19 protein-coding genes are annotated in these 26,425 nt (G+C 69.7%); 3 read left to right on the top strand and 16 right to left on the bottom strand.

From position 1 onward, the window contains the following. Positions 1-87 precede the first annotated feature (87 nt). Positions 88-672 (top strand): nitroreductase family protein, encoded by a 585-nt coding sequence (locus ABD882_RS03280; protein ID WP_345184319.1) that lies wholly within the window; start codon positions 88-90, stop codon positions 670-672. Between the two features lie 88 nt (positions 673-760). On the opposite strand, the gene ABD882_RS03275 is transcribed toward ABD882_RS03280, so the two are convergent. Then, positions 761-2,557: a glycoside hydrolase family 15 protein gene (locus ABD882_RS03275; RefSeq protein ID WP_345184317.1), complete on the bottom strand. Its 1,797-nt coding sequence runs from the start codon at positions 2,555-2,557 to the stop codon at positions 761-763. A 48-nt stretch (positions 2,558-2,605) separates the two neighbouring features. Here ABD882_RS03275 and ABD882_RS03270 point away from each other — a divergent pair, with 48 nt between their 5' ends. Continuing rightward, complete coding sequence (locus tag ABD882_RS03270) at positions 2,606-3,976, top strand: glucose-6-phosphate dehydrogenase (protein WP_345184316.1); 1,371 nt, start codon at positions 2,606-2,608, stop codon at positions 3,974-3,976. Between the two features lie 101 nt (positions 3,977-4,077). On the opposite strand, the gene ABD882_RS03265 is transcribed toward ABD882_RS03270, so the two are convergent. From ABD882_RS03265 to ABD882_RS03210, 12 genes are all read right to left on the bottom strand, one after another. Continuing rightward, a complete protein-coding gene (locus tag ABD882_RS03265; RefSeq protein WP_345184314.1) occupies positions 4,078-5,445 on the bottom strand; it encodes an 8-oxoguanine deaminase in 1,368 nt (455 codons plus the stop codon). A 210-nt stretch (positions 5,446-5,655) separates the two neighbouring features. After that, the gene (locus ABD882_RS03260; protein WP_345184311.1) at positions 5,656-6,867 is read right to left on the bottom strand and encodes an alpha/beta hydrolase family protein; all 1,212 of its coding nucleotides are present in this window, start codon (positions 6,865-6,867) and stop codon (positions 5,656-5,658) included. Positions 6,868-6,890: 23 nt separating this feature from the next. Then, positions 6,891-8,060: a serine hydrolase domain-containing protein gene (locus tag ABD882_RS03255; protein WP_345184309.1), complete on the bottom strand. Its 1,170-nt coding sequence runs from the start codon at positions 8,058-8,060 to the stop codon at positions 6,891-6,893. 165 nt (positions 8,061-8,225) lie between these two features. Then, entirely contained in the window at positions 8,226-9,701 is a 1,476-nt protein-coding gene (locus ABD882_RS03250) for a nucleobase:cation symporter-2 family protein (RefSeq protein ID WP_345184307.1), read from the bottom strand. Between the two features lie 242 nt (positions 9,702-9,943). After that, positions 9,944-12,172 carry an ATP-dependent Clp protease ATP-binding subunit gene (locus ABD882_RS03245; RefSeq protein WP_345184305.1) on the bottom strand — a complete coding sequence of 743 codons (2,229 nt, stop codon included), beginning with the start codon at positions 12,170-12,172 and terminating at the stop codon, positions 9,944-9,946. 112 nt (positions 12,173-12,284) lie between these two features. Beyond that, positions 12,285-13,664, bottom strand: coding sequence for an allantoinase AllB (gene allB, locus ABD882_RS03240; RefSeq protein WP_345184303.1), 1,380 nt, complete (start codon positions 13,662-13,664; stop codon positions 12,285-12,287). A 94-nt stretch (positions 13,665-13,758) separates the two neighbouring features. After that, on the bottom strand, positions 13,759-14,484 hold the full coding sequence (locus ABD882_RS03235; RefSeq protein WP_345184301.1) for an aspartate/glutamate racemase family protein: 726 nt from the start codon (positions 14,482-14,484) through the stop codon (positions 13,759-13,761). A gap of 19 nt (positions 14,485-14,503) precedes the next feature. Beyond that, positions 14,504-16,033, bottom strand: coding sequence for an NCS1 family nucleobase:cation symporter-1 (locus ABD882_RS03230; protein WP_345184299.1), 1,530 nt, complete (start codon positions 16,031-16,033; stop codon positions 14,504-14,506). 208 nt (positions 16,034-16,241) lie between these two features. After that, complete coding sequence (locus ABD882_RS03225) at positions 16,242-17,372, bottom strand: glycerate kinase (protein ID WP_345184296.1); 1,131 nt, start codon at positions 17,370-17,372, stop codon at positions 16,242-16,244. A gap of 17 nt (positions 17,373-17,389) precedes the next feature. Then, the gene (gene gcl, locus ABD882_RS03220) at positions 17,390-19,177 is read right to left on the bottom strand and encodes a glyoxylate carboligase (protein ID WP_345184294.1); all 1,788 of its coding nucleotides are present in this window, start codon (positions 19,175-19,177) and stop codon (positions 17,390-17,392) included. Positions 19,178-19,292: 115 nt separating this feature from the next. Continuing rightward, positions 19,293-20,171 carry a 2-hydroxy-3-oxopropionate reductase gene (locus ABD882_RS03215; protein WP_345184292.1) on the bottom strand — a complete coding sequence of 293 codons (879 nt, stop codon included), beginning with the start codon at positions 20,169-20,171 and terminating at the stop codon, positions 19,293-19,295. A gap of 25 nt (positions 20,172-20,196) precedes the next feature. Further along, positions 20,197-20,997, bottom strand: a complete 801-nt coding sequence (locus ABD882_RS03210; protein WP_345184289.1) for a hydroxypyruvate isomerase family protein — start codon at positions 20,995-20,997, stop codon at positions 20,197-20,199. A 305-nt stretch (positions 20,998-21,302) separates the two neighbouring features. Here ABD882_RS03210 and ABD882_RS03205 point away from each other — a divergent pair, with 305 nt between their 5' ends. Then, the gene (locus ABD882_RS03205) at positions 21,303-22,634 is read left to right on the top strand and encodes an MFS transporter (protein ID WP_345184287.1); all 1,332 of its coding nucleotides are present in this window, start codon (positions 21,303-21,305) and stop codon (positions 22,632-22,634) included. Between the two features lie 70 nt (positions 22,635-22,704). Here ABD882_RS03205 and ABD882_RS03200 read toward each other — a convergent pair whose 3' ends face one another. From ABD882_RS03200 to ABD882_RS03190, 3 genes are read right to left on the bottom strand one after another with little or no spacing between them, the layout of a single operon-like run. After that, the gene (locus ABD882_RS03200; protein ID WP_345184439.1) at positions 22,705-23,520 is read right to left on the bottom strand and encodes a bifunctional allantoicase/(S)-ureidoglycine aminohydrolase; all 816 of its coding nucleotides are present in this window, start codon (positions 23,518-23,520) and stop codon (positions 22,705-22,707) included. Continuing rightward, on the bottom strand, positions 23,517-24,821 hold the full coding sequence (locus tag ABD882_RS03195) for a DUF6986 family protein (RefSeq protein ID WP_345184285.1): 1,305 nt from the start codon (positions 24,819-24,821) through the stop codon (positions 23,517-23,519). The genes ABD882_RS03200 and ABD882_RS03195 overlap by 4 nt, the downstream gene beginning before the upstream one ends. 5 nt (positions 24,822-24,826) lie before the next feature. Then, positions 24,827-26,227 (bottom strand): NAD-dependent malic enzyme, encoded by a 1,401-nt coding sequence (locus ABD882_RS03190; RefSeq protein ID WP_345184283.1) that lies wholly within the window; start codon positions 26,225-26,227, stop codon positions 24,827-24,829. Positions 26,228-26,425: the final 198 nt, after the last annotated feature.

Here is a 26,425-nt window from a genome sequence, read left to right as displayed (position 1 = left end):
GGAATATTCATACGCATGGATGGTTAAGATCTCCGTGCGGACGATGAGGTCCGGGTAGCCGAATTGGATTCGAAAGGTCCCCTCCTCATGAGCATTCCCGCCCTCGACCGCACCGCGGTCACCGATGCCCCGATCCTCGACGTGCTCGCCGAGCGCTGGAGCACCCGCATCTTCGACGCCGAGGCGACGATCGACGAGGCCGCGCTGACCAGCGCGCTCGAGGCGGCCCGCTGGGCGCCGACCGCCGCGAACACCCAGCCATGGCGCGCGATCGTGGCCCGTCGCGGCTCCGCGGCGCACGCGAAGATCGTCTCGGCCCTGATGGGCTTCAACGCCTCCTGGGCCGGCGACGCCGCCGTGCTCGTCGTGTTCGTGGCAGAGACCACCCGCGACGGCAAGCCGATGACCTGGGCCCTGTACGACACCGGTCAGGCCGCCGCGCACTTCACCGTGCAGGCGCACGCGAACGGCCTGTCCACCCACCAGATGGGCGGATTCGACCGCGACGCGATCGCCGCAGCGTTCGAGCTGAGCGCGGACTTCACCCCGATCTCGGTCATGGCCGTCGGCGAGCTGGGCGACATCCGCACCGCGTCCGACGAGATGCAGCAGCGTGAGAACGCCCCCCGCGAGCGCCGTCCGATCGCGGAGACCGTGATCGTCAACGACTGATCCGAGCATCCCGCTCGATCTGCGAGTCGTCCCCGTCAGCGCACCCCAGAGGCGTCGCTGACGGGGACGACTCGCATAGGGGGAACCCTCAGCGACGGTGGTGGTGGCCCGCGGCGAGCGCGTCGGCGGCCCGCACCAGAGACAGGTGCGAGAACGCCTGCGGGGTGTTGCCGACCTGGCAATGCCCGATCGGGTCGTACTCCTCGCTCAGCAGGCCCACGTCGTTGCGCAGGGCGACGAGCCGGTCCATCAACGCGCGCGCCTCGTCCGCGCGCCCGGCCACGGCGTACTGCTCGACCAGCCAGAACGAGCACGCCAGGAACGGGTGCTCGGTGCCGCTCAGCCCGTCCACACCCGTCGCGATCCGGTACCGCATGAGCAGCCCGTCGCGCATGAGGGTCTGCTCGATCCGCTGTACGGTCGCGAGCATGCGCGGATCGTCCGGCGCACAATAGCCCGTACGCGGGATGAGCAGCAGCGCCGCATCGACCTCGTCGGTGCCGTCGTGCTGCACGAAGCACCCGTCGCGCACCCCGCGTTCGTCGATCTCTGCGCGCAGCCGATCCCGCAGATCCCGCCAGCGTTGCACGGGCCCGCTCTCGCCGTCCTCCTCGACGGCGCGCACACCGCGATCGAACGCCGCCCACAGCATCACCCGCGAGTGCGTGAAGAAGCGCGGCTCCCCGCGGATCTCCCACATCCCGTTGTCGGGGCGCGCCAGCTGCTGCTCGGCATGGTGCAGCAGCATGCGCTGCAGGGACCAGGATCGCAGCGACTCGGCGAGCCCCGCACGGCGGGCGGCGGCGAGCGTGACCATCACCTCGCCGATCACGTCGGCCTGGTACTGCCGGGCTGCGCCGTTCCCGATCCGCACCGGGGCGGATCCTGCATAGCCGGGAAGCGACGGCATCTCGCGTTCGACGAGGTCGCGCTCGCCGGCCAGCCCGTACATGATCTGCAGGTCGGCCGGATCCCCGGCCACGGCCCGCAGCAGCCAGTCCCGCCACGCGAGCGCCTCCGCGCCGAGCCCGTGCGAGAGCAGCGCCTCGAGCGTGAGCGCGGCGTCGCGCAGCCACACGTAGCGGTAGTCCCAGTTGCGCTCGCCGCCGAAGTCCTCGGGCAGCGAGGTGGTCGCCGCGGCCGCGACGCCGCCGGTCTCCCGGTTGGTGAGCGCGCGCAGGATCAGCTTCGACCGCCGCACCGCGTCCCGGTACGGGCCGTGCTCGCGCATGCGATCCGCCCATGCGACCCACCACTCCCGCGTGAGGCGCTCCGCGGCGTCGAGGTCGAGCGGATCCGGTGTCGGCCGGTACGACGGGAACCAGGTGAGCGTCAGCGCCGCGCTCTCGCCCGCCCCCACGGAGACCGTGCCGGTGTGGCTGTGCCCCTGCGCATGCAGCGCGGCGCCGCGGATCACGAGCGCATCCGGGCCCGCGATCGCGGTCAGCTCGGGCTCGTGCGCGCTGCCGGTCTGGTGCACCCACGGCACGGCCCTCGCGTAGTCGAACCGCATCCGCAGCCGCTGCGCGAACGCCACCGTGCCGCTGATCCCGCTGATCTGCCGGATCAGTCCGGTGCGCTCGGCGCCGGCCGATCCGTCGGGCTGGATCGGCATCCACTCCCGCACCTCGGCGACGCCGTCGGCGGCCTCCCAGCGGGTGACCAGGGTGAAGGTGTCGCCGTCGTAGCGTCGGGTCGCGGTCGCGTCCGGATCGGCGGGGCGGAGGCTCCAGTGGCCCTGCTCGATGTCGCCGAGAAGCGCCCCGAACAGCGAGGGCGAGTCCAGGCGCGGTGCGCAGAACCAGTCGACGCTCCCGTCGCGGGAGACGAGCGCGGCGGTGCGCCCGTCGCTCAGCAGGGCGTAGTCCTCGATCGGAACGGTCATGTCGGAAGTCTCGCACCGGATCCGCCGGACGCGGCCTATCGTGGGCACATGACCACTCCGACGACGCTGCTCATCCTCGGCGCTTCCGGCGACCTCACCTCCCGCCTCCTCCTCCCCGCGATCGCGCAGCTGCTGCAGCGGCAGCCGGATCGCGAACTCCTGCTGCACGGCGCAGGATCCGACGACTGGGACGACGCGCACTGGCAGCAGGCCGTGCACACCGCGTTCGCGACGGTCCACGCCGAGGACGAGGTCGCTCGCATCGCCGGGACGACCTACACGAAGGCCGATGTCACCGACCACGATGCGCTCGCCGGTCTGCTCGCGGGCATCGAAGGATCCCTCGTCATCTACTTCGCCCTGCCGCCCGCGGTCGCACACGCCGCCTGCGAGCAGCTCGTCGACATCGCACTGCCGGAGAACACGGTGCTCGCGCTGGAGAAGCCGTTCGGCAACGATGAGCAGAGCGCCGCCGCCCTGAACCAGCTGGTCACCCGGATCGTGCCGGAGACGCAGATCTTCCGGGTCGACCACTTCCTGGGCCGGTCCACGATCCTGAACATCATGGGCGTGCGCTTCGCGAACCGGCTCGTCGAGCCCGTCTGGTCGGCCGATCACGTGCAGTCCGTGCTGGTGCGCTACGACGAGGAGCTCGCGCTCGAGAACCGCGCGCGCTACTACGACAAGGCCGGGGCCCTCGTCGACATGATCCAGAGCCACCTGCTGCAGGTGCTCGCGATCCTCGCCATGGAGCAGCCCGCCGACCTCGACGAGATCGACCTGCGCGACGCGATGGCCGCGGCCCTGCGCGCCACCCGGATCGTCGGCGACGACCCCGCCGCCTCGACCCGCCGGGCGCGATACACCGCCGGAACCAGCGACGATCGGCCCGTGCCCGCCTACGCGGATGAGCAGGGCGTGGATCCGTCGCGCGGCACCGAGACCCTCGCCGAGATCACCTGCGAGGTGCAGACCGCACGCTGGGCCGGGGTCCCGTTCACGCTGCGCAGCGGCAAGGCGCTCACCGACCGCCGCGCCGAGATCGTGGTGACGTTCCGGCCGGTGCGGCACATCCCCGGTGGCCTCACCGGCACCCCGGCCGACGGGGGCGTGCTGCGCTTCATCCTCGGCCCCGACCAGATCGACCTCGAACTGAACGTGAACGGCGGCGACGACCCGTTCGCGCTGCGCCGGGAGGTGCTGTCGACGCCGCTCGGCAAGGGCACGCTGCTGGCCTACACCGAGGTGCTCAGCGAGATCCTGGACGGCGATGTCGCCCTGTCGGTGCGGGCCGACGCCGCCGAGGAGTGCTGGCGAATCATCCAGCCCGCCCGCGACGCCTGGCGCGCCGACACGGTGCCGATGCAGGAGTACCCGGCAGGATCCCTCGGGCCGGCGGGCTGGGCGACCTCGGCCTGAGCCCCGCCCGGCGTCGTTGCCGCCGCCTGTCGGGGTCGTTGGGCGAGCGAAGCGAGACGAATCGCCGCGTTCCCCGCGAGCGACCGCCACCCGGGGCGCCGTCAGCCATGCCGTGCGAGCAGGCGCCGTGCGGCCGCGCTGTGCTGGGCGATGAGCTGCGGCACGTCCAGCCCGACGATCTGCCCGTCGACGACCCGCCACGCGCCGCCGACCATGACCCGGTCGGCGCGCTCGGCGCCGCACAGCAGCAGCGCGGCGAGCGGATCATGGCTGCCGGAGAAGCGCAGCTCGTCGAGCGTGAACATCGCCAGATCCGCCTGCCTGCCCGCCGCGAGCACGCCGATGTCGCTGCGACCCAGCGCCCGGGCGGAACCCTGGGTCGCCCAGTTCAGCGCGCGCTCGGGGGTCACCGCCGCGGCGCCGTAACGCAGGCGCTGCAGGTAGAGGGCCTGGCGCACCTCCATCATCATGTTGGATCCGTCGTTCGACGCGGATCCGTCCACCCCCAGCCCGACAGGCACGCCCGCCGCCTCGAGTTCGACGGCGCGGGCGATGCCGCTCGCGAGGCGCATGTTCGAGGTCGCGCAGTGCGAGACGGCGGTGCCGGCGGCGCCGAGGCGGGCGATCTCGGCGTCGTCGAAGTGGATGCCGTGCGCGAGCCAGGTGCGATCACTCAGCCAGCCAACGCTCTCCAGGTAGTCGACGGTGCGCAGGCCGAACATCTCCCGGCAGAAGTCCTCCTCGTCGATGGTCTCGGCGAGGTGGGTGTGCAGGCGCACGTCGAGCCGTTCGGCGAGGGCGGCGGTGTCGCGCATGACGCCGGTGGTGACCGAGAACGGCGAGCACGGCGCGAGGCCGATCTGCACGAAGGCTCCCTCGCCGCGCTCGTGATACCTGCCGACCAGGCGCTCGCTGTCGGCGAGGATCACGTCCGGATCCTGCACGGTGCTCTGCGGAGGCAGGCCGCCGTCCTTCTCGCCGAGGGACATGGATCCGCGGGTCAGCGTGGCGCGCATGCCCAGTCGCTTCACGACGTCGATCTGCACGTCGATCCCGTCCTCCAGCCCGTCCGGGAACAGGTAATGGTGGTCGGCGGCGGTGGTGCAGCCGCTCAGCAGCAGTTCGGCGAGCGCGGCGGTCGTCGCGAGCTCGAGGTCGCGGGGCGTGAGCCCGGCCCAGACCCCGTAGAGGCCTTTCAGCCACGGGAACAGCTCGGCGCTGACGACGGGGGTCCAGGCCCGGGTGAGCGTCTGATAGAAGTGGTGGTGCGTGTTGATCAGGCCGGGGATGACGACGTGCCGCGACGCGTCGAAGACCTCGTCGACGGGCAGGGACGGGGATCCTCCGGCGGGCACGGCCTCGAGGATCCGGCTGCCGGCGACGACGAGGCCGCCGCGGGCGTCGGCGGTGTCCCCGGTGTGGATCCCGAGCGGATTCTTCAGCCAGACGGTGCGGGTGGATTCGGACATTGAGCGGACTCCCTCGTTCGACGTGCGGAGCCGAACGTCGGCCCCGTGGGGGCCAGCTCAGTGATGACCTGTCTGCTGATCCAGGTGCGCCTCCGGCGAGGAAGGCTCTCCCAGATCTACCACGAGCTCCGCCGCGGGGTCAATGAGTTTCTGCATGTCGGACGTTCGCTTCCGCAATCCGGACGGGGGGCTGCGGGCTACGGGCGGCGTTCACGGGGCGAGGACGTCGTCGAGCCAGTCCAGCACGCGCCGGTTGAGCAGCGAGCGGTTCATCATCTCGCAGTGCATCCCCGCACCCTCCGCGGCGGCGAAATCGATCACCGTCGTGTGGACCCCGGCGGCGTCCAGCGCTACGGCGAAGGCACCCACCCCCGCGGCCAACGGATCGTTCTCCGCCCGCGTCAGCAGCACCGGGCAGCGGATCCGGTCGAGCCGGTCGCGCAGCGTGAACTCCGCGGTCCGACGGAGGAAGCTGCGCAGATCCGTCACGCCGTTCGCCCAGAACCCGCGCTGCACGACCGACCAGCGCAGCCGGCGGTCCCCCTCGATGACCGCCATGAGTCGCGCTGCGGCTGCGTCGTCGAGGTTCAGCGGATCTCGCGCCTCGTCCTCGGTCGCCCCCAGCAGACGGAGGAATCCGCCGAGTCCGGCACCCAGATCGGCCTGCCCGGGATCCGCGATGCACGCGACGACGCGCGGATCCCCGGATGCCGCACGCGGGGCGAGGTGGCCGCCGAGGCTCCAGCCGCTCACGACGATGCGATCCTCGTCGACGATCGCCTGATCGGCGACGTGATCGATCACCGCCGACACGACCCTCTCGAAGTCCGGCCGCAACGGGATGCCCTGTTCGTACAGCGTCGAGCCCTGACCCGGACCCTCGAAGATGAGGCAGTGGTAGCCGCGTCGGCCGGCGGCCACACCCGAGGCGAAGTACAGATCGGCGGCGGTCGCATCGTATCCGTTGACGAGCACGATCAGCGGCCGCCTCTCGTTCTCGCAGCCCTCGGCCGGCAGCAGATACGACCGCATCACGGCGTCTTCGAACGGGATGTCGAAGGCGAGCGCGGGCGTGGATCGCAGGGCCAGGCCCGCCTCGAACGCCGCCCGCGCTCGGCGATGCGTGACGAGCAGGCGCGGATCCACCGGGGTCCCGAACAGCGGACGGTTCGCCGTCGCGTAGGCGACGCTCGCGCGCAGGTATCCCTCCGAGGCGGAGGCCCGATGCCCGGCGCCCGCCGCGGTGTCCGCCTCCGCCACCAGCCGGTCGCCGAGCCCAACGAACGCCTGATGGAACGCGTCGTCCCCGCCGTCGCCGACCTCCGCAGCCACGGCCGCGATCTCGCCGACCTCTCCCCCGCCGAAGGGCGCGTAGCCGAGCATCCACGTGCCGAAGCCTTCTTGGAACTCGCTTGCGAACATCCTCCCCGGTCGGCTCACGCGAGTCACCAGCCGAGGGCCTTGACGAGCCCCGCGAAGACGGCCGGCGCCGGTGCCGCCCCGGTCTTGGCGTCGCCGATGTCGCTGTTCACCAGCACCACGAGCGTCGCGTCGTGGTCGTAGCTGTGGTAGACCGACGTGGTGTAGCCGGGGATGTCGCCGTCGTGGCCCCACCACCCGTTCCGGTTGCCGATGCCGATGCCGTAGCCGGCCGTCGCGCTGTTCGGCGGCGGCGAGGTCAGGATCGAGTCTCGCCGCACCTGCTGCATCGCGGGGGTCAGCACCTTGTCGCCGGTGGCGAGGGCGTGCGCCCACTTCGTCATGTCGTCGAGCGTCGAGACGACCTGTCCCGCCGAAGCGGCGAACGTCGGGTTGAAGTGCGTGGCGTCTCTCGGGGTGTTCCCCGTCGCGCCCTGCAGCGTGGCCCCGGCGAGGTACGGCGCCGGGAGGTCGGTGCCGGACGGATAGGACGACTGGGTCATCCCGAGCGGTGTGAAGATGCGCTTCTGGAACACCTCGGCGAGCGGCTGGCCGGTGACCTTCTCGATGAACTGACCCAGCGCGACGTAGTTCGAATTCGAGTACTGCCAGCCCTGGCCCGGTGCGAAGCTCGGCGGCAGCGTCCGCACCGCGTCGAGCAGCTGCGCAGGAGTCCATGGATCCTGCGGGGAGGTGAGATACCGATCCGTCACCTGCTGATCCAGCGTGTAGGACGGGATGCCGCTGGTCATGTCGGCCACCTGCCGGAGCGTTGCGTCCGGGTTCGGAAGGTCCGGCACATACTTCGAGATCGGGTCGTCGAGCGAGACCTTGCCCTCGCCGACCAGCTGCAGCAGGATCGTCGCGGTCATGGTCTTGGTGAGGCTGCCGATCCGGGTGTGGTCTCCGGATCCGGGCTTGGTCGTTCCCCCCGCGGCCGTGGCGCCGGCGGATCCGGTCCACTCGCCCTCCGGAGTGATGACGCGGGCGATCACCCCGGGGAACCCCAGCGCCGAACGCGCATCGTTCAACACGGCCTGAAGCGCCTGCGACTGGCTCGCCGAGAGCGCGGTGACGGTCGGGCTCGCGGTGGCCGGCGGCGCGCTTCCCGTCCCGGAGCAGGCGCTCAGCGCGGCGACGCCGAGCGCCAGCGCCGCCATCACCGCGACGATGCGGCCGCTCTTCGTCATCGACATCACGTGCGCCTTCCCCAGACGTCCCCCTGCCGATCCCCACATTAGTCAGGTGCACCTCTAACCCGCGAGACTGCATTTGGGCGGCGAGACTGCGGCGTATTGCTGCAGTCTCGCCGCCCAGTTGCAGTCTCGCGGTCAGAGAGGGCGCTCGCGGGGCGAGCCCGGTCAGTGGGCGGGGTGCGCCACGGTGACCTCGTTGCCGTCGCGGTCGACGATCTTGCCGTCGACGATCGAGTCGCCGTCCTCGAAGGCGTCGAGGTACGCGACGGGGATGCTGCGGGTGGGCGCCGACACGAACGCGTTCTTGCGCTTCGCGCTGCCGAGGTGGTTGAACAGCAGGTTGAGCAGGATCGCCACGACCGCGGCCGAGCTGATCCCGGAGTGGAAGATCGTCACGAACCAGTCCGGCATCTGCGCGTAGATCGTCGGCACGGCGATGGGCAGCATGCCGACCGCGATCGAGGTGGCCACGATGACGAGGTTCATGTTGTCCCTGTACTCGACCCGGGCGAGCGTGCGGATGCCCGAGGCCGCGACCGATCCGAACAGCACGAGGCCGGCGCCGCCGAGGACCGGCGAGGGGATCGCGCCGACGACGCGGCCCAGCACGGGCAGCAGACCGAGGATCACGAGCACGCCACCGCCGGCGGTGACCACGAACCGGCTCTTGACCCCCGTGATCGCGACCAGGCCGACGTTCTGCGCGAAGGCGGACTGCGTGAACGTCCCGAAGATCGGCGAGACGGCGCTCGAGAGCATGTCGGCGCGCAGCCCCGCCGCGATCCGCTTCGAGTCGACCTTGGTGCCCACGATCTCGCTCACGGCGAGGATGTCGGCGGTGGTCTCGGTCAGGGTCACGAGGATCACGATGAACATCGAGATGATGCCGGCGATCGGGAACGTCGGCAGGCCGAAGCCGAAGATCTGCGGGAGGGCGAAGATGTCGCCATCCAGCACCTTGCTGAAGTCGGCCTTGCCGAGGAAGACGGCGACGATCGTGCCAATCACGATCGAGAGCAGGATCGCCAGGCGCGAGATGGCGCCGACCGGGATCTTGCTGAGCACCAGCACGATCACGAGGGTGACGCCGGCGAGCATCAGGTTCTCCGGGGATCCGCCCTTGGCCGCATCGCTGCCCTCGCCGGTGCCCATGATCCAGCCGGCGGCGACCGGGAGCAGGCTGAGGCCGATGGTGGTGATCACGGTCCCGGTCACGACCGGGGGGAAGAACCGGATGACCGTCGCGAACACCGGGGCGATGAGCAGCCCGATGACCGAGGCCGCGATCACGGATCCGAACACCGCCGGAAGGCCGCCGCCGCTCGTGACGATCGCGGCCATGGTGGCCACACCCGCGAACGAGACGCCCTGCACGAGGGGCAGCTGGGATCCGAAGAACGGGATGCCCACGGTCTGCAGGATGGTGGCCAGGCCCCCCATGAACAGGCACGCCGCGATGAGCACGCCGATCTGGTCGGGCTTGAGGCCGGCGATCTGTCCGATGATGAGCGGCGGTGCGATGATGCCGCCGTACATCGTGAGCACGTGCTGGATGCCGTAGCCGATGGTGGCGCCCAGGGGCAGGCGTTCGTCCTCCGGGCGTGCCGGAGCCTTCTTCGCGGCTGTGGTCTTGCTCGTCATTTCGACCTCTTCGTCGGGGCGGCCCACCGGGCGGCGGTGAGCGGATGGTCCAGGGTCTCCGGCTCTGGAGACACCCTCAGGGTATTCACCCGCGGATCCCGAGTCAAGGATTTTTCCGAATCTCGGACTGTTGATTCCGCATTGCGGATATCAAAGGGATGCAGAAGGCGCCTCCCCGAGCCCTGGGGCCGGGTGAGGCGCCGTGTCCTGCAGCCTGGCGGTGCGATCCGCGAGCGGAAACGTCAGTCCTCGAGCAGCTCCGCCTCGATCACGCCGTCGTCCGCGGCGCCACCCTGGTCGCCACCCGCGGCCGCCATCGGGCCGTCGCTGGTGAGCACGAGGCCGGATCCGTCCGCCGACGCGTCCACCCGCACCAGGTCGCCGTCGCGCACCCGGCCCGACAGCAGCGCCGTCGCGAGCTTGTTCTGCACCTCGTTCTGGATGAGCCGGCGCAGCGGACGCGCCCCGAACACCGGGTCGTAGCCGCGCTCGGCGAGCCAGGCGCGGGCGTCGGGCGTGACCGCGAGGGTCAGCCGGCGCTCGGACAGGCGGCGCTGCAGCTGGTCGATCGTGAGCTCGACGATCTGCGCGAGGTCGTCCTCGGTGAGCGCGGCGAACATCACGATGTCATCGAGACGGTTGATGAACTCGGGCTTGAACGCCTGCCGCACGAGCGCCATCACGGCGTCGCGCTTGTCGTCGGGCGACAGCGTCGGGTCGATCAGGATCGGGGATCCGATGTTGCTGGTGAGGATCAGGATCACGTTCGAGAAGTCGACCGTGCGGCCCTGGCCATCGGTCAGCCGGCCGTCGTCCATGACCTGCAGCAGCACGTCGAACACCTCAGGGTGCGCCTTCTCGACCTCGTCGAGCAGCACGACGCTGTACGGGCGCCGGCGCACAGCCTCGGTGAGCTGACCGCCCTGCTCGTAGCCGACGTAACCCGGAGAGGCGCCGACGAGCCGCGAGACGGAGTGCTTCTCGCCGTACTCCGACATGTCGATGCGGATCATCGCGTGCTCGTCGTCGAAGAGGAACTCGGCGAGCGCCTTGGCCAGTTCGGTCTTGCCGACGCCGGTGGGACCGAGGAACAGGAACGATCCGGTCGGGCGGCCCGGGTCGCTGATCCCCGCGCGGGAGCGGCGCACCGCGTCGGAGACGGCCGCGACCGCCTCCTTCTGCCCGATCAGCCGCTTGCCGAGCTCGCGCTCGAGGTGCAGCAGCCGCTCGGATTCGCCCTGCAGGAGCCGCCCGACCGGGATCCCGGTCCATGCGGCGATGACGCCCGCGATGTCCTCGTCGGTGACCTGCTCGTTCACCATGCGGGGCTCGTCGCTGGCCGCATCGGCCTGCCGCTCGGCCTCGGCGAGCTGATCCTGCAGCTGCTTGATCGTCTCGTACTCGAGTTTGGAGGCCTTCACGTAGTCGGCGTCGCGGAGGGCACGGTCGCGCTCGGTGACGGCCTCGTCAAGGCGCTTCTTCAGGTCGCCGACCCGGTTCAGACCGCCGCGCTCGCGCTCCCAGCGCGCCTCGAGGTCCTTCAGCTCGGCCGCGGCACCCGCCATCTGCTCGCGCAGCTTCACCAGGCGCTCCTTCGAGGCGTCGTCCTTCTCCTTCTTCAGCGCGAGCTCTTCGAGCCGCATCCGGTCGACCGCTCTCTTCAACTGGTCGATCTCGACGGGGCTGGAGTCGATCTCCATCTTGAGGCGGCTCATGGCCTCATCGATCAGGTCGATGGCCTTGTCCGGCAGCTGCCGGCTCGGGATGTACCGGTTCGACAGGGCTGCGGCGGCGACCAGGGCGGCATCGTTGATGGTCACGCCGTGGTGCGCCTCGTAACGCCCCTTGAGGCCGCGCAGGATCGCGATCGTGTCCTCGACGGACGGCTCGCCGACGTACACCTGCTGGAACCGGCGCTCCAGCGCCGCGTCCTTCTCGATGAACTCGCGGTACTCGTTGAGGGTGGTCGCGCCGATGAGGCGCAGCTCGCCCCGCGCGAGCATGGGCTTGAGCATGTTGGACGCGGCGACGGATCCCTCGCCCCCGCCGGCGCCCATGAGCACGTGCAGCTCGTCGATGAAGGTGATCACGCGCCCGTCGGACTCGGTGATCTCCTTGAGCACGCTCTTCAGGCGCTCCTCGAACTGGCCGCGGTACATGGCGCCGGCGACGAGGGCGGAGATGTCGAGTGTGATCAGCTCCTTGTCCTTGAGCGACTCGGCCACGTCCCCCGCGACGATGCGCTGCGCGAGGCCCTCGACGACGGCGGTCTTGCCGACGCCGGGCTCGCCGATCAGCACCGGGTTGTTCTTGGTGCGCCGGGTCAGCACCTGACTCACCCGGCGGATCTCCGCATCCCGTCCGATGACGGGGTCGAGCTTGCCCTGCCGGGCACGGTCGGTGAGGTTGATGCCGAACTGCTCGAGCGCGCTCTGCTGCTCGTCCTGCTGTGCCGATTGAGGGGTGGCCATGCGTCCTCCTGGGATCTCCTTCAGATCAAAGTTGAGTTGATTGGACTCAAGTTTACCGAAGGTGCCGTCAGGAGGCAAGAGGGGCTCCGATGGCGCCCCTCACCTCAGCCGATCAGTCGGCCTCCACCATGCCGCGGCGCAGCAGCCGCCCGCGCGGCGTCTCGAAGTCGATCGCCTCCCCGTGCAGATAAGTTCGGCGCACCCGGCCCGCCAGCGCCTTGCCGTTATAGGGCGTGAGCGGGTTCTTGTGATAGAGCTTGGTGACGTCGACGACATAGGCGTCGTCGGCGGCGAAGATCGAGAAGTCCGCATCGTATCCGGGGGCGATCCGCCCCTTGCCGGTGAGGCCCGCGAACTGGGCGGGCCGCTCGCTCATCCAGTTCACGACCGTCTCCAGCGACAGGCCGCGCTTGCGAGCCTCCGTCCAGATCAGCGAGAGCCCCAGCTGCAGGGAGGCCACCCCGCCCCAGGCCACGGCGAAGTCGCCGTTCTCCAGGTCCTTGAGATCGAGGGTGGACGGAGAGTGGTCGGAGACGATGAAGTCGATCGTGCCGTCCTCCAGGCCCTGCCACAGCTGCTCGCGGTTTCCGGCCTCGCGGATCGGCGGGCAGCACTTGAAGGCCGTGGCGCCGAGCGGGATCTCCTCGCTGGTGAGCGTGAGGTAATGCGGGCAGGTCTCCACCGTCAGCTTCAGCCCGTCGCGCTTCGCGCTGCGCAGCATAGGAAGGGCGTCCGACGAGGACAGGTGCAGGATGTGGGCGCGTCCGCCGGTCCAGCGCGCCCGCTCGATGACCTCGGCGATCGCGAGATTCTCGGCGCCGCGCGGGCGGGAGGCGAGGAACTTGGCGTAGTCGTCGCCGTCCGGCTGCGGAGCGCGATCGATCGCGCGGGAGTCCTCTGCGTGCACGATCATGACCGAGTCGAAGTTCGCGAGCTCGCGCATGTCGGCCTCGAGCTCGTCCGGGTCCAGCGGGGGGAACTCGTCCACCCCGGAGTGCAGCAGGAAGCTCTTGAAGCCGAACACCCCGGCGTCGTGCAGGGGCCGCAGATCGGCGATGTTGCCGGGGATCGCGCCGCCCCAGAACCCCACATCGACGTGGGTCTGACCGCGCGCCGCCTCGCGCTTCACGTTCAGTGCCTCGACGTTGACCGTCGGCGGGATGCTGTTCAGGGGCATGTCGACGATGGTCGTCACTCCGCCCGCCGCCGCGGCGCGCGTGGCCGAGGCGAAGCCCTCCCACTCGGTGCGGCCGGGCTCGTTCACGTGCACGTGCGTGTCCACGAGTCCGGGGATGAGCGTCTCGTCGTCGGCGAGCTCGACGATCTCGGCGCCCGCGAGGTTGTTCCCCAGCGGCTGCATCGCCACGATCCGCCCGCCGCGCACGCCCACCTCGCGCGGACGGACCCCCGCCGAGGTCAGCACGCGCTCGCCGCGGATGACGAGGTCGTAGTGCTCGCCGGTCGGATCCAGCGACAGGCTCTCGTCGTTCATCTCAGTCTCCTGCGACATGTCGAGGACCCCTTTCTGCCGGCGGCTCCGCCGGCGTTCATGATCATTGTTGCGTCTGTTCGAGTCTGCGCCGGATTCAGCGGGTCGTCATCGGGAAGCCGGTGATCCGCTTCGGGCGGGGAGGCGCGTAGGTGCGCACCTTGGAGGTGGTGAGCCCCAGGCGCACCAGGCTCTCGGCGACCTGAACCGCCGCCTGCACGCCGTCCACCACGGGTACGCCGCAGAGTTCGACGACCCGGTCCTTGAGCTCGGCCATCCCTCCGCAGCCGAGCACGATGACCTCCGCGCGATCGGTCTCGACGGCCCGCTGCGCCTCCCGGGCGATCGCCTCGATCGCGCGTTCCGGATCCGATTCCAGCTCCAGCACGCCGAGCCCGGACGAGCGCACGGATGCGCACCGGTCGTGCAGGCCGGCCAGGATCAATCGATCCTCGATGAGCGGGACGGTGCGGTCGAGCGTCGTGACGACGGAGTACGAGCGTCCGAGGTACATCGCGGTGGAGGCGGCGGCCTCGGTGATGTCCACCACGGGCACCGTGAGCAGCTCCTGCAGGCCCTCCCGGCCGTGCTCGCCGTAGCCGGCCTGGATCACGGCGTCGTAGTCGTCCTCGTATCGCACGACCTTGTCCATCACGGCGATCGCCGCCAGGTAGCTCTCGAAGTTGCCCTCGCAGCTCTCGGCGCCGAAGTCGGGGGTGATGCCGATGATCTCGGTGCCGGGTGACGCAGCCGACCTCGCGGCCTCCGCGATCCCCGCGGTCATGGTCTCGGTGGTGTTGACGTTCGCGACGAGAATGCGCATGGTCGAGTGCTTCCTTTCCTCAGTGCGAGGCCTGGACGGCGATCTCGGCGCCGTCGACGTCGTGGAACGGCCCGCGCCGGTCGGCGATGATCGCGTAGATGATGGCGGCGGATCCCGCGGCCACGAACCAGGAGAAGTCGCTCACGGCGTGGAACACCGGCAGGAACGTGAACAGCAGCGACAGGGCGCCGGAGATGATCAAGGCGATCACGGCTCGCGGGTTGAAACCCCTCTTGTACGCATACTCCCCTACCGGCGAGTCCGAGTAGAGCTGCGGCACGTTGATGCGCTGCTTCTTGATCAGCCAGTAGTCGACCATGATGATGCCGAACAGCGGGCCGAGCAGAGCCCCGAGTCCGCCGAGGAACACGCCGATCACGACCGGCGCGTTGTACATGTTCCACGGCGTGATCGCGATGCCGATCACGGCGGAGATGAGCGCGGCGCGCCGGAAGTTCAGGTGCCGCGGGAACAGGTTGTTCAGCGCGTAGGTCGGGGCAACGAAGTTCGCCATCAGGTTGACCGCGATGGTCAGCGCGATGAGTGCGAGCGAGGCCAGCACGAGCAGGAAAGTGTTCGGGATCGCCTCTACGACCTCGGACGGCGAGGTGATCAGCTTGCCGTTGAGGCTGAAGCTTCCGCCGGTGAGCACCACGACGATGACGCCGAAGAACAGCATGTTGATGGGGATGCCCCAGAAGTTGCCCTTCAGGATGGCCTTGCGCGAGCGGGCCCCGCGGGTGAAGTCGCAGAAGTTCAGCACGAAGGTGCCGTAGATCGACACCCATAGCGAGGCGGCGCCGAGCATCTTGAGCCAGCTGTCCGCTCCGGCGGCCGCCGCAGTCGGCGCCCAGTCGACCCGGAAGCCGGACTGCACGAGCACCCAGACCGCGAGGATGACGAAGGTCGCGAGGATGATCGGGCCGGCGAAGGCCTCGTACTTGCGGATCATCTCCATGCCGTAGCTGACGATGATCACCTGGATGATCCACAGCGCGACGAACGTGATCCATCCCAGCGGCGACAGCCCGAGGAAGGATCCGGTCTGCAGACCCTTCAGGCCCGGGGCGATCGCGATCAGCACAACCTGCAGCACCTGCGAGGCCAGATAGGTCTGGATGCCGAACCATGCGACGGCGACGCCGCCGCGCAGCAGCGCGGGGATCTGCGCGCCGTGCACGCCGAACGCGATCCTACTCATCACGGGGAAGGGCACGCCGGTCTTCTCGCCCATGAACCCGGACAGGCTCAGCAGGAGGAAGAGGAACAGCGCGCCGAATCCGAGGGCGCCGAGGATCTGCCCACCGGACAGCCCCAGGGAGAACAGGCCGATCGCGAAGGCGTAGTTGCCGAGGCTGTGCACGTCGTTCGCCCACAGGGTGAAGATGCTGTACGCGCTCCAGTGCCGGCTCGCGCGATCCGTCGGGGCGAGGTCGTTGTTGTAGAGGCGGGGGCTGATGCCCGCCTGCACCGCGAACGTCGCCGATGGCGCTTCCTCGAGACCCTCGGATGCCCGACTCGGGACATGCACGTAGTCGTTGGATGTCATTGTGATTTGAACCCCTCTCGACGGCGCCAGTGCCGTCGACACTCGATTTCACAATCCGGAAGAATGATTTCGGATAGAGAGATTTCACCACAGGAGAACGGGTCTTGTCAACGGGTTTCCGCTGATCGGCGGTGAGATCCCAGGTAGGGCAAAAGGCTCGAGCGCACGACGAAACGGCCCCGCAGGATCGTCGCATCCGGGGGCCGTGCTAGCGGACGATGTCGCCGACCTCGACGCCGATGCGGCGGCCCACTTCGGTGAGCAGTGCGACCGCCTCGGCCATGCTGCGGGCCGGATCCGGCTCGAGCTCGGAGAGCGCGTAGACGCGCGCGAACCCCGCGGACGCGGCCGCATCCGCGCTGAGCGTGGAGCGCCCGCACACGGCGATCACGGGGACGCCGGCCGCACGCGCGGCCGCGGCGACGCCGAGCGGCGTCTTGCCGCCCAGGCTCTGGTCGTCGAGACTGCCCTCGCCCGTGATGACGAGGTCGGCGCCGCGGAGGCGCTCGGCGAGGCCGGTGAGGCGCTGCACGACCTCGACCCCGGGTTCGCGGTGCGCGCCGAGCGCGGCCAGCGCCGCGTAGCCGACACCGCCGGCGGCGCCCGCACCGGGCAGGTCGGCCGCCGCCCGGATGCCGGGCTGCTGCTCGAGCAGCCCGGCGAAGCGCGCGAGACCCGCGTCGAGCGTCGCCACGTCATCCGGGCTCGCGCCCTTCTGCGGTCCGAACACGGCGGCGGCCCCCCGGCGGCCGAGCAGAGGATTGTCGACGTCGCTCGCGAGCACGACCTCGGTCGCCGGCAGACGCGGATCCCGCCCCTCCACCTCGACGGTCGCGAGGGATCCCAGGGCCCCGCCACCCCCTGGCAGCTCCCGCCCGGCGGCGTCCCGGAGCACGACCCCGAGCGCCTGCAGCATGCCGGCGCCGCCGTCGGTGTTCGCACTGCCGCCGACCCCCAGCGCGATGTGCGTGCAGCCGCGATCCAGCGCCGCGAGGATCAGCTCTCCGGTCCCCCTGCTGGTGGCGCCGAGCGCGTCCCTCACCCCGCCGGGCAGTGCGTCCAGACCGCTCGCGGCGGCCATCTCGATGATCGCCTGATCCCCGCGCACCGCGAAGCGTGCCTCGACCGGCTCGCCAGTGGGCCCGGTGACGGTCGCGGTGACCGGCGTGAAGCCCGCGGCGAGCGCGGCATCGACCGTGCCCTCCCCGCCGTCCGCGACGGGGACCGCGTCGATGACGGTCCCCGGTGCGGAGGCCAGGATCCCCTCCGCGAGCGCGGCGGCGACCTCAGGGCCCGTGGCCGAACCCTTGAACTTGTCGGAGGCGATCAGGATGCGCATGGTGAGAATGCTACGGCTCAGTCGAGCAGCGCGTAGACGGCCTCGGGCGCGTCGGCGGGCGATGCGGCGAGGTCCTCGAACTCGTTCATGGTGTCGAGATCCGCGCCCATCGCGATGTTGGTCACGCGCTCGAGGATCACCTCGACGACGACCGGCACCTGGAACTCGTCACGCAGGCGCTCGGCCTCGGCGAAGCCGGCCGCGAGGTCCTCGGGACGCTCGACCCGGATCGCCTTGCAGCCCAGGCCCTCTGCCACCTTGACGTGGTCGACGCCGTAGCCGGTCGCGATCGACGACGAGTCCTGCGGGGTGTTGATGTTGTCGAAGGCCAGCGAGACCTCGTAGTCCATCTCGAACGCGCGCTGCGACTGACGAATCAGGCCCAGGTAGCTGTTGTTCACCACGACGTGGATGTACGGCAGCTTGTGCTGCGCACCCACGGCGAGCTCCTCGATCATGAACTGGAAGTCGTAGTCGCCGCTCAGCGCGACCACCGACTGGCCCGGCTTGCCGCGCACGACACCGAGGGCGGCGGGCAGCGTCCAGCCCAGCGGGCCGGCCTGGCCGGCGTTGATCCACTGGCGGGGTCCATACACGTGCAGCAGCTGCGCGCCGGCGATCTGGCTGAGGCCGATCGTGGTCACGTACGTGGTGTCGTGGCCGAACGCGGTCAGCATCTCCTGATAGACGCGGTGCGGCTTCATCGGCACGGTGTCGAAGTTCGTCTTGCGCTGCAGGCGCGCCTTGCGGTCGCGGCATTCCTCGGCCCACGCGTTGTAGTCGGGCAGCGTGGCCACGCGGTCGCGCGCCGCCTCGAGCAGGGCGTCGATGAACGCGCCGGCGTCGGAGACCACACCGTAGTCGGGCGCGAACACGCGGCCGATCTGGGTGGGCTCGATGTCGACGTGCACGAAGGTGCGGCCCTTGCGGTACGTGTCCAGGCCGCCGGTGTGCCGGTTGGCCCAGCGGTTGCCGATCCCGAGCACGAAGTCGCTCTCCAGGAAGCTCGCGTTGCCGTAGCGCTGCGAGGTCTGGATCCCGACCAGGCCCGCGGCGAGCGGGTGGTCGTCGCCGATCGCGCCCCAGCCCATCAGGGTCGGGAACACGGGCACGCCCAGGGTCTCGGCGAGCTCGACGAGCTTGGCGGAGGCGCCGGAGTTCACGACCCCGCCGCCGGCGACGATCGCCGGGTGCGCGGACGAGGTGAGCATGTCGAGCACCTTCTCCGCCTGCGCGCGGGTCGCGGCGGGCCGGGCCACCGGCAGCGGCTCGTAGGTGTCGATGTCGAACTCGATCTCGGTCAGCTGCACATCGAAGGGCAGGTCGATGAGCACCGGACCGGGGCGCCCGGAGCGCATGATCTGGAAGGCCGACTGGAAGACGCCGGGGACCTGCGCGCCCTCGAGCACCGTCTTGGTGAACTTCGTGACGGGCTTCGCGATCGCCGCGATGTCGACGGCCTGGAAGTCCTCCTTGTCGAGCTTCGCGACCGGCGCCTGGCCGGTGATGCACAGCATCGGGATGGAGTCGGCGATCGCGGCGTACAGGCCCGTGATCATGTCGGTGCCGGCGGGGCCGGAGGTGCCCAGGCACACGCCGATGCGGCCGTCGCCGGTGCGGCTGTAGCCGTCGGCCATGTGGCTGGCGCCCTCGACGTGGCGGGCCAGGGTGTGCCGCACGCCGCCGTTCTGGCGCATCGCGGCATAGAGCGGGTTGATGGCGGCGCCGGGGAGGCCGAAGGTCTCGGTGGCGCCCTCCTTGATCAGGATCTGGACGATGGCGTCTACTGCGCGCATGCGGGTCATGAGATCTTCCTTAGGTCTGATGGGGGTCGTTGGGCGAGGACGGCGGAGCCGACCGAGACGAAACGCGGCGTTTCGTCTCGCTTCGCTCGCTCAACGACCCCAGAAAAGCGTGGGATCAGTTCTTGCCGGAGAGTTCGGCGGTGAGCTTGAACAGGCCGGAGTGGTCCAGCCCGCCGTCGCCGCGGGCGACGAGCGCGTTCACGAGCTGTGCGACCGCGGCGCCGAGCGGGACGGTGACCCCGACCGAGCGTGCAGCCGACGTGACGATGCCCAGATCCTTGTTGTGGAGGGCGAGACGGAAGCCGGGCGCGAAGTCGCGGTTCAGCATCTTCTGGCCCTTCTGGTCGAGGACCTTGGATCCGGCGAGTCCCCCGCCGAGCACCTTCAGCGCGGCGTCGGTGTCGACGCCGAACGCTTCGAGGAAGACGACGGCCTCGGCGAGCGCCTGGATGTTGACGGCGACGATGAGCTGGTTGGCGGCCTTGACGGTCTGGCCGGCGCCGGCGGGCCCGACGTGCACGATGGTCTTGCCGATCGCGTTCAGGACGGGCTCCGCCGTCGCGAAGTCGTCCGCGGATCCGCCGACCATGATCGAGAGGACCGCGTCGATCGCGCCCTGCTCGCCTCCGGAGACGGGGGCGTCGACGACGCCCAGCCCGGCGGCCACGGCCTCCGCGGCGAGCTCCTTCGCCACGTCGGGGCGGATCGAGGAGTTGTCGATCCAGAGCGCGCCGGCCTTGGCGTGCGCGAAGACGCCGTCCGGGCCCTGCACGACGCCGGCGACATCCGGGGAGTCGGGGACCATCGTGATGATGACGTCGGCGTCCTTCACGGCGTCGGCGATGCTGCTGGCGCCGGTGCCGCCGGCAGCGACGAGGGTGTCGATGGCGCCCTGGCTGCGATTGAAGCCTGCGACGTCGTAGCCGGCGGCGACGAGGTTCTTCGCCATGGGCAGGCCCATGATGCCGAGGCCGATGAATGCGATGCGGGTCATGTCGTCGCTCCTTAGCGAGAGAGGTTCAGGCCTGCGCGGCCGCGGTGCTGGTCCAGGCGAAGGGATCCGCCTGGGTGGCCTTGTACTCCAGGCCGATGACGCCGGCGTAGCCGCCGTCCTGGGCATCGGCGATCCACTGCGCGAGCGGCAGGTCGCCGGTGCCGGGCTCGCCGCGGCCGGGGGCGTCGGCGATCTGGATGTGGCCGAACTCGGCGGCGTGCTCTGCGATCACCGCGGGGACGTCGTCGCCGTTGACGGCGAGGTGGTAGAAGTCGGCGAGCAGGCGGACGTTCTCGACGCCCTCCTCCGCCTTCACGCGCTCGATGATCGCCAGCGCGTCGGCGGCGGTCTTCAGCGGGTAGGTCTCCATGCCCGAGACCGGCTCGAGCAGTACGATCCCGCCGAGCGCGGCGACCGCGCGTCCCGCCGCGGCGAGGTTCGTCACGGCCAGGTCATCCTGCGCCTGCGGGTCGATGCCGTCGATCCTGTTGCCGTAGAGGGCGTTGAAGGCCTGGGTGCCGAGGCGACGGCCGATCTCGACGACCACCGCGGTGTTGGCCGCGAACTCGTCCTCGCGGCCGATCCAGCTCACCAGGCCGCGATCACCGGCGGGCATGTCCCCGGCGAAGAAGTTCAGGCCGGTCAGCTGCACGTCGGCGTCCTGGATCGCGGCGACGAACGCGTCGACCTCGTCCTGCGCGGGCACGGCCACGGCGAAGGGCCACCAGAACTCCACGGCGTCGAACCCGGCAGCCTTCGCGGCGGCCGGACGCTCCAGGATCGGCAGCTCGGTCAGCAGGATCGAGGCGTTGACGGTGTAGCTCATGAGATCGTCCTTGATTTCGGATTGTGGAAGAAGATTTCCTTGTAATGAAAGAGTACGGGGATCGTGCCCCTTCTGTCAACGCTCAGGCCCCGATTCGCCTCCATGAAGTTTCACGATGTGAATAAAGAATCTTCTATTGCGGAAGATTTGGATCCGGCGGTACAGTCCTAGAGCGCCTCGTCCGACGAGGCGTCCAGACTCAACTCGATGACGAGCAAGAGAGGTCTCCCACCATGTCATCCCCCGTTTCCCCCGATTCCGTCGACTCCGCGTCCGGGAACGGAACCACGATCCCCCGAACAGGGTTGATCGTCCCCCGAGCCGGAAAGATCGGCTGGGTGCGCTGGTCGATCGGCTTCCTGTTGTTCTTCGCGGTGCTGATCAACTACATCGACCGCAGTTCGATGTCGGTCGCGGAACATGACATGCGGATCGAGTTCGGCCTCACCGAGGGCCAGATCGGCATCATCCTGGGCAGCTTCGGCTGGACCTACGCCCTCATGCAGATCCCGATGGGGATGCTGTTGGACAAGATCGGCATCAAGTGGGTGATGCGCGCGGCGACCATCCTCTGGACGATCTCCTGCTTCCTCACCGCCGCGATCAGCGGCATGGGCCTGCTGCTCGTCGCGCGACTGATCCTCGGCTTCGCCGAAGCGCCGATCTTCCCCGGTGCCATGAAGACCACCGGCTACTGGTTCCCGCGTTCTGAGCGCGGCATGGCCACGGTGATCTTCGACAGCGGCCAGCGGCTGTCCAACGTGATCGGCTTCCCGATCGTCGGCGCCGCGGTCGCGCTGTTCGGGTGGCGCGGCGCTTTCATCACCATCGGCGTGCTCAGCCTCCTGTACACGGTCGTCTTCTTCTTCCGCTACCGCGATCCGAAGGAGATGAACCGCAGGGGCAAGCTGAGCGACGCCGAGCTGAACCACATCCTCGCCGGTGGCGCGCAGCACGAGGACGCGCCGAAGCCGAACCCGCTCGCCAACCTCGGCTACATCCTGCGTCAGCGCAAGGTGTGGGGCATGTCGCTCGGCCTGGGCTGCGCCGGCTACGTGCAGTGGATGCTGCTCACCTGGCTGCCCGGCTTCCTGCAGTCCCAGATGCACATGGACGTGGCGAAGTCCGGTCTGATCACGGCGGTGCCCTGGCTGTTCGCCGTGATCGTGCAGTACGCCCTGCCGGGTTACTGGCTGGATCGTCTGATCCGGCACGGCAGGTCGAGCACGGCGGTCCGTCGGGCGTTCATCATCGGCGGCATGCTGCTCGCGACCACGATCGCCGGCACGGCGTTCACCCACGACCTGTTCTGGTCGCTCGTGTGGATCACGCTGGGCACGACCGGGATCACGATCGCGTTCAGCGTGACGAACTCCCTCCCCGCGCTCATAGCCCCGGAAGGCTCCGTGGGAGCGACAGGAGCCGTCATGAACACGGTGAACAACATCATCGGCACGACCGCTCCGATCGTCACCGGATTCATCGTGCAGTTCACCGGCAGCTTCGCCTGGGCGTTCATCGTCGCAGGAATCATGCTGGTCATCGGCATCTTCTTCTACACCGTGGTGCTCGGCCGGATCGAACCGATCCCGAGCGCCGAGGAGCGAGCGGCCATCGGAGCGTCATCCCGGGCATGACGAGGCCCTGACACGCGAGAACGCCGCCCACGAGTGGGCGGCGTTCTCGCGTGCTGCTGACGGATCCCGGTCAGGTCAGCCGGATCTGCCGGTTCATGTCCTTGTACAGCAGGTAGCGGAAGTCCTCGGGGCCGCCCGCGTAGCAGGCCTGCGGGCAGAACGCGCGCAACAGCATGTAGTCGCCCGCCTCGCACTCCACCCAGTCGTCATTGAGGCGGTAGACCGCCTTGCCCTGCAGCACGAACAGGCCGTGCTCCATGACGTGCGTCTCGGCAAAGGGGATGGATCCGCCCGGCTTGAAGGTGACGATGTTCACCTGCATGTCGTGCGCAATGTCGCTCGCGTCCGAGAAGCGCGTGGTGGCCCACACGTCATCGGTGTCCGGCATCGAGACCGGAGCGATGTCCTTGTCGCTCGTGACGAACGACGCGGGTGCGTCGACGCCGTCCAGCCACTCGTAGGCCTTGCGGATCCAGTGGAAGCTGGTGATCTCGGATCCCTCGTTGGCGAGCGACCAGGTCGCGCCCGGGGCGAGGAAGGCGTAGCCGCCCTCCTCGAGCACGTGGGTCTCGCCCTCGAGCGTCAGGGTGAGCTTCCCCGTCGTGACGAAGACGACGCCTTCGACGCCGGCCTCGACCTCGGGTTTCGCCGCCGCGCCACCCGGCGCGATCTCGACGATCAGCTGCGAGAACGTGGTCGCCGAGCTCGGGGTCGGGCGGGCGATGATCCACGCGCGCGTGTTCGTGAAACCGGGCAGGCTGCTCGTCACGATGTCGCGCATCACGCCCTTCGGGATGAACGTGTACGCGAGCTTGACGACGGCGCGGTCGGTGAGCAGCTCGGTCTGCGGGGGCAGCCCGCCGGCGGGGGTGTAGTAGGACATCAGGCCTCCTTGGTGGCGAGAGTCGGGGCGAGGTTCGGAGCGACAGTCGGGGCGAGTTTCGGGTGGGCGAGGCGGACGAGCTCCGCGGGTTCGGATCCGGTCGCGGCGCGCACCTCCTCGGTAGTGAGGGCGCCGCACTCCAGCCCGCGCACGACGAACCGCGCGAGGGCCCGGGCCGTCGCCGGCTCGTCCATGATCGTGGCGTCGCTGCCGTGCAGATAGTTGTCCAGGCGCTTCGCGGCGGCGGCGAAGCCCTCGCGATAGAACGCGTAGGTGGCCAGGTACCGGGTCGGCAGCTGCGTGGCGTGCAGATCCCAGCCCTGGTAGTAGCCGCGCTCGAGCGAGCGCCGTACCAAGCGCGCGTGCAGCTGCCAGGCCTCGCGCACGTGATCCGGATCGCCGACGGGGATCACGTTCGTGGATCCGTCCGAGATCCGCACCCCGGTCTCGGCGACGGCGACCTGCATCACCTGCTTGGCGAAGTCGGCCGCGGGGTGCTCCATGGACTGATAGGCCGCGGCGATCTGCAGCGAGGCGCTGTAGTCGTACGTGCCGTAGTGCAGTGCGGAGATGCGCCCGTCTGCGCGATGCAGCAGGGTCGCGACCGGAACGGATCCGTCCGCGGCGACGATCAGCTGCGGCGTCTCCATCTGCACCTCGAACCGCAGCCGGCCCGCGGGCAGCCCGAGGCGCTCCTCGAACAGCTCGCAGAGCGCGACCATCGCCTCGACCTGCGCGACCGTGGTGACCTTCGGCAGCGTCAGGACCAGTCCGTCCGGCAGCGGGCCGGCGGCCGCGAGCGTGGTCAGGAACAGATCGAGCGTGCGGATCCCGCGCCGGCGCGTGGGCGCCTCGAAGCACTTGAACCGGATCCCGATGAACGGCGGGGCGAGGTCGGCGGCGACCGCTGCGGCCACCCGCTCGGCGGTGAGGACCGCGTCCGCGTCCTCCTCCTCGTCCGGCCGGGCGCCGTAGCCGTCCTCGAAGTCGAGCCGCAGATCCTCGATCGGCTCGGCGACCAGCTTCGCGTCCACGAGTGGCGCGAGCTCGTCGGCGAGGGGGCCGAGGCCGACCGCCTGCGCGAGGGCGACGGTGCCGCCGAACGCGGCGACCGCCTCGGCAGCCGCGGCGCCGAACGCTGCCGGCAGGTCGGGCCGGAACCTGTCGGCCGGCACGTACAGCGTGTGCACGGGCTGCCGGCTGCCGTCGTCGCCCGGGTACCGGGTGGCGAGCAGCGTGTCGGTGCCGGCGAGACGGGTGTCGATGTCGGCGAGGTCGGCCTCGCCCAGGGTGCCTGCGGCCATAAGGCTCACTCCTTGCTCGACGCGGTGGACTCGACCACGCGCACGATCGCCTCGGCGACCGCACCGGCCACCAGCGGATCGAACACGCTCGGGATGATGAAGCTCGCGTTGAGCTCGTCATCGCCGACACGGTTCGCGATCGCCTCGGCGGCTGCGACCAGCATAGGCGGGGTGATGTCCGACACGCCCGCGTCCAGGAGGCCCCGGAAGAAGCCGGGGAAGGCGAGCACGTTGTTGATCTGGTTCGGGAAGTCGCTGCGGCCGGTGGCGACGATCGCGGCGTGCTTCGAGGCGATGATCGGATCCACCTCGGGGGTCGGGTTCGCCATCGCGAACACGATCGCGTCGTCTGCCATGGCGGCGATGTCGGACTCGTCCAGGATGTCCGGGGCGCTCACGCCGATGAACACGTCGGCGTCGACGATCGCCTCCTTCAGGCTGCCCTGGAAGCCGCGGGGGTTGGTGGTCGCGGCGAGCTCGGTGCGGTGCGCGTCGGCGTACTCCTCGCCGCGGTGGATCGCGCCGTTGCGACCGCAGGCGACGACGTCAACGGCCCCCTCGGCGCGCAGCAGCTGCACGATCGCGTTGCCGGCGGCGCCGACGCCCGAGACGACGATCCGCACCTCGTCGATCGACTTGCCGACCACCCGGAGCGCGTTGCGGAGCGCGGCGAGCGTCACGATCGCGGTGCCGTGCTGGTCGTCGTGGAAGACCGGGATGTCGAGCTCCTCACGCAGGCGAGCCTCGATCTCGAAGCAGCGCGGAGCCGCGATGTCCTCGAGGTTCACGCCGCCGTAGACCGGGGCGATGGCCTTGACGATCGAGATGATCTCCTCGGTGTCCTTCGTGTCCAGGCAGACCGGCCAGGCGTCGACGTTCGCGAACTGCTTGAACAGCGCAGCCTTGCCCTCCATCACTGGCAGCGCGGCCTCGGGCCCGATGTCGCCGAGGCCGAGCACGGCGGTGCCGTCGGTCACGACGGCGATCGTGTTGCGCTTGATCGTGAGGTTGCGCGCCTTGCTCTTGTCCTCGGCGATGGCCATGCAGACCCGCGCGACGCCCGGCGTGTAGGCCCGGGACAGGTCGTCGCGGTTGCGCAGCGGCACGCTCGGAACGACCTCGAGCTTGCCGCCGAGGTGCATCAGGAACGTGCGGTCGCTGACCTGGCGTACGGTGACGCCCTCGAGCGCCTCGACCGCGTCGCGCACCTGGTCGGCGTGCTGCTCGCCCGTCGTGTTGCACGTCAGGTCGACGACGATCGTGGTCGGGTGCGATTCCACCACGTCGAGCGCGGTGATCGCGGCGCCGGCGGCGGCGGCCGCCGCGGCCAGCTCGCTGGTGACGCTGACGTTGGACGGCGCGTCGATCCGCAGCGTGATCGAGTTCCCGGGGCCCGGATTCGCCATGTTTCCTCCTCATCGAGGCGTCCGGGCGAAAGAGCTCGGGCGCGGGGGTGCAGTTCTGAAGTCTCAATACAATACTTTCGTATTGTGGATACTATTATCTCTATCGTGGAAGTTTTGCGCAACACGGTCTTCGAATCTCCTCGAAGTTCCGGAGCGCGGCTCTCGCATGATGGAATATCCACGACGACGGGAGCCGCA

It is taken from the genome of Microbacterium panaciterrae (assembly GCF_039541635.1).
In the GTDB taxonomy this organism is placed as follows: Bacteria; Actinomycetota; Actinomycetes; order Actinomycetales; family Microbacteriaceae; genus Microbacterium; species Microbacterium panaciterrae.
Note: the sequence above shows the minus strand (reverse complement) of the source record. Positions and strands in the feature narration are given on the sequence as shown.

Bases quoted from the DNA above. Each gene is read 5' to 3' on its own strand.
- ABD882_RS03280 (WP_345184319.1), top strand. From the start codon at position 88: ATGAGCATTCCCGCCCTCGACCGCACCGCGGTCACCGATGCCCCGATC.
- ABD882_RS03275 (WP_345184317.1), bottom strand. From the start codon at position 2,557: ATGACCGTTCCGATCGAGGACTACGCCCTGCTGAGCGACGGGCGCACC.
- ABD882_RS03270 (WP_345184316.1), top strand. From the start codon at position 2,606: ATGACCACTCCGACGACGCTGCTCATCCTCGGCGCTTCCGGCGACCTC.
- ABD882_RS03265 (WP_345184314.1), bottom strand. From the start codon at position 5,445: ATGTCCGAATCCACCCGCACCGTCTGGCTGAAGAATCCGCTCGGGATC.
- ABD882_RS03260 (WP_345184311.1), bottom strand. From the start codon at position 6,867: ATGTTCGCAAGCGAGTTCCAAGAAGGCTTCGGCACGTGGATGCTCGGC.
- ABD882_RS03255 (WP_345184309.1), bottom strand. From the start codon at position 8,060: ATGTCGATGACGAAGAGCGGCCGCATCGTCGCGGTGATGGCGGCGCTG.
- ABD882_RS03250 (WP_345184307.1), bottom strand. From the start codon at position 9,701: ATGACGAGCAAGACCACAGCCGCGAAGAAGGCTCCGGCACGCCCGGAG.
- ABD882_RS03245 (WP_345184305.1), bottom strand. From the start codon at position 12,172: ATGGCCACCCCTCAATCGGCACAGCAGGACGAGCAGCAGAGCGCGCTC.
- allB (WP_345184303.1), bottom strand. From the start codon at position 13,664: ATGAACGACGAGAGCCTGTCGCTGGATCCGACCGGCGAGCACTACGAC.
- ABD882_RS03235 (WP_345184301.1), bottom strand. From the start codon at position 14,484: ATGCGCATTCTCGTCGCGAACGTCAACACCACCGAGACCATGACCGCG.
- ABD882_RS03230 (WP_345184299.1), bottom strand. From the start codon at position 16,033: ATGACATCCAACGACTACGTGCATGTCCCGAGTCGGGCATCCGAGGGT.
- ABD882_RS03225 (WP_345184296.1), bottom strand. From the start codon at position 17,372: ATGCGCATCCTGATCGCCTCCGACAAGTTCAAGGGTTCGGCCACGGGC.
- gcl (WP_345184294.1), bottom strand. From the start codon at position 19,177: ATGACCCGCATGCGCGCAGTAGACGCCATCGTCCAGATCCTGATCAAG.
- ABD882_RS03215 (WP_345184292.1), bottom strand. From the start codon at position 20,171: ATGACCCGCATCGCATTCATCGGCCTCGGCATCATGGGCCTGCCCATG.
- ABD882_RS03210 (WP_345184289.1), bottom strand. From the start codon at position 20,997: ATGAGCTACACCGTCAACGCCTCGATCCTGCTGACCGAGCTGCCGATC.
- ABD882_RS03195 (WP_345184285.1), bottom strand. From the start codon at position 24,821: ATGGCCGCAGGCACCCTGGGCGAGGCCGACCTCGCCGACATCGACACC.
- ABD882_RS03190 (WP_345184283.1), bottom strand. From the start codon at position 26,227: ATGGCGAATCCGGGCCCCGGGAACTCGATCACGCTGCGGATCGACGCG.